Below are 4,038 nucleotides of genomic sequence, written 5' to 3'. Positions count from 1 at the left end.
AGACGCTCGGCACCCAACTGCCGACGACCGAGACGGTGGACCCCCGCAGGCCGACGACCAGCGGGACCACGCCCCGCGGCACCTGTCGCCGGGGCCACCGTCCGGCCTCGCCGGGACCGACCGTGCGAGCACCCTCGACTCAGTCGGCATCGAGCAGTCCCTCCCGGTCCGCCTCCGCGGCGACCGCGACCAGCGCGGCCGCGGTGCTGACCATCCCGAGCACAGCAACGCCCGCGACTGCGAGCACGATCCAGAGCGTCATCTCCACCACCTCGCTGACGAGCCTCTGACCCGTCTTCCCAGAGATCGGCAAGACCGGGACCGCACCGTCCGTCTTGGTCGTTCCTGGGTCCCGCAGGCGGAGACTCGGTGCATGGAGCGCAAACGATGGACACGGGAGCGGTGGTTCGACGTGATCTTCCTGGTCGGCTTCGCGTTCAAGGGGATCGACGGCCTCGTCGAGCTCGCGGCGGGCATCCCCCTGCTCGTCCTGCGGCCCGGCCAGGTCGAGGCCGCGGCACGGACCATCACCGCCGGGGAACTCCAGGAGGACCCCGACGACCTCGTGGCCCACCTCGTCCGGCACGGCGCCGCGACCCTCAGCGCCGACGCGACCCTGTTCGCCGCCGCCTACCTGATCGTCCACGGACTGGTGAAGCTCGGCATCGTCGCCGCGATCTTCCGGGGTTCCCGGCGCCTGTACCCGTGGGCGATCGCCGCGCTCAGTGCGTTCGTCGTCTGGCAGGGGTACGAACTCGTGCGCCACCCCGGCATCGGCCTGGCGCTGCTGACGCTGTTCGACGTCGGCATCGTCGCCCTGACCGTTCGCGAGCAACGGCACCACCGCGGGCTCCGTGACGCCCTGCGCAGCCTGTGGGGACGGGACGACGTGCCGCGTGGACAGAAACCGTCGGTCGGGACCTCGGCCACACTCGGCCCGTGACGACGACGCAGCGCCTGCCGGCACGGCACGTCGCACCGCTCTCCCTCGCCGGGTTCACGACCGCGTTCGGCGCTCACGGTGTCGGGAGCGTCCTGGGCGCCGAGACCGACGACATCGGCCTGAGCCTCCTCGGCCTCGGGATCGTGCTCGCGCTCTACGACGTCGCCGAGGTCGTCCTCAAGCCGGTGTTCGGCGCGCTGAGCGACCGTGTCGGAGCGAAGCCGGTCATCGTCGCGGGGTTGCTCGGGTTCGCCCTAGCGTCGCTCCTGGCGCTCGTGGTCCCGTCGATCACGGTGCTCGCCGTCGCGCGCGTCGGCCAGGGAGCAGCGGCCGCCGCGTTCAGCCCGGCGTCCTCCGCCGCGGTCGCCCGGCTCGCGGGCACGCAGCGACTCGGCCGGTACTTCGGTCGGTACGGCGCCTGGAAGGGTCTCGGGTACGTCCTCGGGCCGCTGCTCGGCATCCTCCTCGTGGAGACGCTCGACATCCGCGCCCTGTACCTCGCCCTCGCGGTGCTCGCCGTGGTCGCCGCGGCCTGGGTCGTCGTGTCGGTGCCGGCCCTGGCGCCGCAGCCCCGGCCCCGCTACACGCTCGTCGACCTCGTGCGGCAGACCACCGACCGCAGCTTCCTCGTGCCCACGGTCGTGCTGGCGTCGACGACGGCCGTCCTCGGGGTCGCCGTCGGCTTCCTCCCGCTCCTCGCCACACGACTCGACCTCCCCGCCCCCGTCGGCGCGGCGGCGATCGTCGTCCTCGCACTCGTCTCGACGGTGGTGCAGCCCCGCACCGGACGGCTCCGCGACGCCGGACGCATCACCACCCGCACCGGGAGCGCCGCAGCACTCGCCGGTGCGACCGCCGTGCTGGTGGTGGTCGCGGTCGCACCGAACGCCGTCACGCTCTTCCTCACGGCGGTCGTGTTCGGCGCCGTGGTCGGCGTCGTGACCCCGCTGGCGTTCGCGCACCTCGCCGCCGCCACACCGGAGGAACGGATGGGCCGGACGATGGGGAACGCCGAGCTCGGCCGCGAGGTCGGCGACGCCGGCGGTCCGCTCCTCGTCGGGGCCGTCGCTGCCGCGTGGACGCTCCCCGCGGCCCTCGGCGTGCTCGCGGCGACGACCGCGGGCGCCGCGGTCGTCGGCTGGGTCGGGCTCCGCGAGCGGGAACGTCGGCGCGGCTGAGCGGGCACGGCGTGCGGACCGACGCTCGGACAGCGAACCCCGGGAGCGACAGGTCTTCGTGGACACCAGGACCCCGTGAACGACGAAACCCCCGGCCGTATCCGAAGATCCAGCCGGGGGTTCGTGCGTGGTGGGCGATACTGGGATCGAACCAGTGACCTCTTCCGTGTCAGGGAAATGTGCCGTCGAACGGCCTGCCCGTCGTGGCTGGCATCTGGCCCGAGATCCGCGCCGGTGCGGGCTTCCGAATGGAACCGACATCAACGGAGATGAACGGCGATGCGTACAGATTCGTGCCAAGAAACGTGCCACGAACTGGCGACGAGACGATGTCGTCCGGCATCACACCGGTGGGCGGCGACGGCCCGCTCGGACGTCCTGCCAGAAGTCGAGAGCCTGCTCTGACGTCCAGTAGTCGTCGAGCAGGGGAACGTCGCAGGGCATCATCCACCCGAGGACAGAGGCAGCTTGCCACGGCGAGAGGATCTCGGCCTGGCGCACGACGGCGGTCCAGGTCGGAGAGAGCGTCAGTCGGAGGACATCCCGAGGCTCGTCGCGCAGTGCGATGCGCTCGTACAACGACACGTCCTTGGTGTCGTCCCGGAGTTCCACGATGACGCCGTACCCGGCACCGAGGGAGAGCACCTGCGCACGCCCGCGGACCGCGGCGTCTTCGGCGTCGGTGTCGCGGCACTCGATGACGAGCAGTTCCCCGCCCGGACCGAGCGAGTGCGCACGGAGCGCCTCGCGCAGGAGGGACCACGGCAACTCGCGCCATTCAGTGCCCGACGCGCCGTCCAACGTGACGAGGACACCACCCCAGTGCTCGATCGTCGTTTCGGGGTGTACCTCGGTCAACGTGTCTTCTCCGTTCCGGATCCCCGTCCTTGACGGACGTCGTCCTCGGAGCACCTATGCGCGGAGCAAGGCAACCCACGTCGATTCACCACAACTCGATGACGCCTGCGTCAGCGAGCAGCCGCAAGCACGCATCGGGCGCTCCGCACACCCGCTCGGTGAGACCGCTCGGGAGCGGTCGCTCGCCGAGCTGCGTTCCCGTCAGGTACAGCGGCGGGACTCCGAGCCACCGCAACGGAAGCGGCCCGTCGAAGTGGGTGTCCTTCGGTGCTGCGTAGAGCCGGTGCTGCGAAGCGGACATCCTGTGGGCAGCGACGCACCGCCGGACCCGCTCGTAGTGCGCTCGCTCCGCGGCCTGAGCGGCCTCGGCAGTCCGGGAGGCGAAGTCTGCCCGAGTGGTCGCGCCCGGGAACATCCACTGCAATGCGGTCGTCACATCGTCCACGACCGCGCAGTCTCTGCCGCAGCTGATGATCATCGTGGTCACCGGGACTCCAACCGCGGTCGTGAGGTCCATGGGTTCGGTTTCCAGCTCGGCTCCCGGGCAGCGCGAGAGTCCTGAGGTGAACCGAGAGAAGTGGGTCGTGCTGGCCATGCTCAACACGATGCGGCGAAACCCGAGTTGATCCAGCCCCTGGCTTGCGAAGATCACGGCTGACGCTCAACGGGTTGAGCGGTCTGGCAAGTCAGCCAGTTCCGCAGCCTGCTGCGGAAGTAGGGCCTTCTTTCTTCTTCTTCTTAACTTCTTGAACACAGATATAGATCTGAAGAAGAAGAGGGATACATCTCCCCTCCCACCTCCCCCATACATATAGATCCCTATCCATAGCTCTTACCCTCCGGCCGGAAGGGACGAGACTAGTGCCCTGGAACCCCGCCGATCGGCATGCCCCTGGGGATAGCTCCGACTTCCGGACGTGAAGTCGGCGGGGAAGCCGGCCCCGCTGACCGACTGACGACGACCGGCACCCACAGCTCGTCCTGGTTTCGCCGCATACACGTGGATGAGGTCGTCAACAGGTCGGCCCTTAGCACCAGGAGCCCCAGATGACCACCAGC

The 4,038-nt window shown here is 69.9% G+C and carries 5 protein-coding genes; 2 read left to right on the top strand and 3 right to left on the bottom strand.

The features are described 5' to 3' along the window. Window positions 1-139: 139 nt before the first annotated feature. On the bottom strand, window positions 140-313 hold the full coding sequence (locus I59_RS22690) for a hypothetical protein (protein WP_022903223.1): 174 nt from the start codon (window positions 311-313) through the stop codon (window positions 140-142). A gap of 60 nt (window positions 314-373) precedes the next feature. Here I59_RS22690 and I59_RS06785 point away from each other — a divergent pair, with 60 nt between their 5' ends. Together I59_RS06785 and I59_RS06780 are read left to right on the top strand one after the other, a co-directional pair. Next, window positions 374-943 (top strand): DUF2127 domain-containing protein, encoded by a 570-nt coding sequence (locus tag I59_RS06785; RefSeq protein WP_083881965.1) that lies wholly within the window; start codon window positions 374-376, stop codon window positions 941-943. Then, a complete protein-coding gene (locus I59_RS06780; protein ID WP_022903221.1) occupies window positions 940-2,121 on the top strand; it encodes an MFS transporter in 1,182 nt (393 codons plus the stop codon). The genes I59_RS06785 and I59_RS06780 overlap by 4 nt, the downstream gene beginning before the upstream one ends. 342 nt (window positions 2,122-2,463) lie before the next feature. On the opposite strand, the gene I59_RS06770 is transcribed toward I59_RS06780, so the two are convergent. Further along, on the bottom strand, window positions 2,464-2,979 hold the full coding sequence (locus I59_RS06770) for a hypothetical protein (protein ID WP_022903220.1): 516 nt from the start codon (window positions 2,977-2,979) through the stop codon (window positions 2,464-2,466). 85 nt (window positions 2,980-3,064) lie between these two features. Then, window positions 3,065-3,631, bottom strand: a complete 567-nt coding sequence (locus I59_RS06765; RefSeq protein WP_022903219.1) for a hypothetical protein — start codon at window positions 3,629-3,631, stop codon at window positions 3,065-3,067. Window positions 3,632-4,038: the final 407 nt, after the last annotated feature.

The sequence above is a fragment of the Curtobacterium sp. B8 genome, assembly GCF_000333315.1.
In the GTDB taxonomy this organism is placed as follows: Bacteria; Actinomycetota; Actinomycetes; order Actinomycetales; family Microbacteriaceae; genus Curtobacterium; species Curtobacterium luteum.
This window is presented reverse-complemented; position numbering and strand designations above follow the sequence as displayed.

Bases quoted from the DNA above. Each gene is read 5' to 3' on its own strand.
- I59_RS06785 (WP_083881965.1), top strand. From the start codon at position 374: ATGGAGCGCAAACGATGGACACGGGAGCGGTGGTTCGACGTGATCTTC.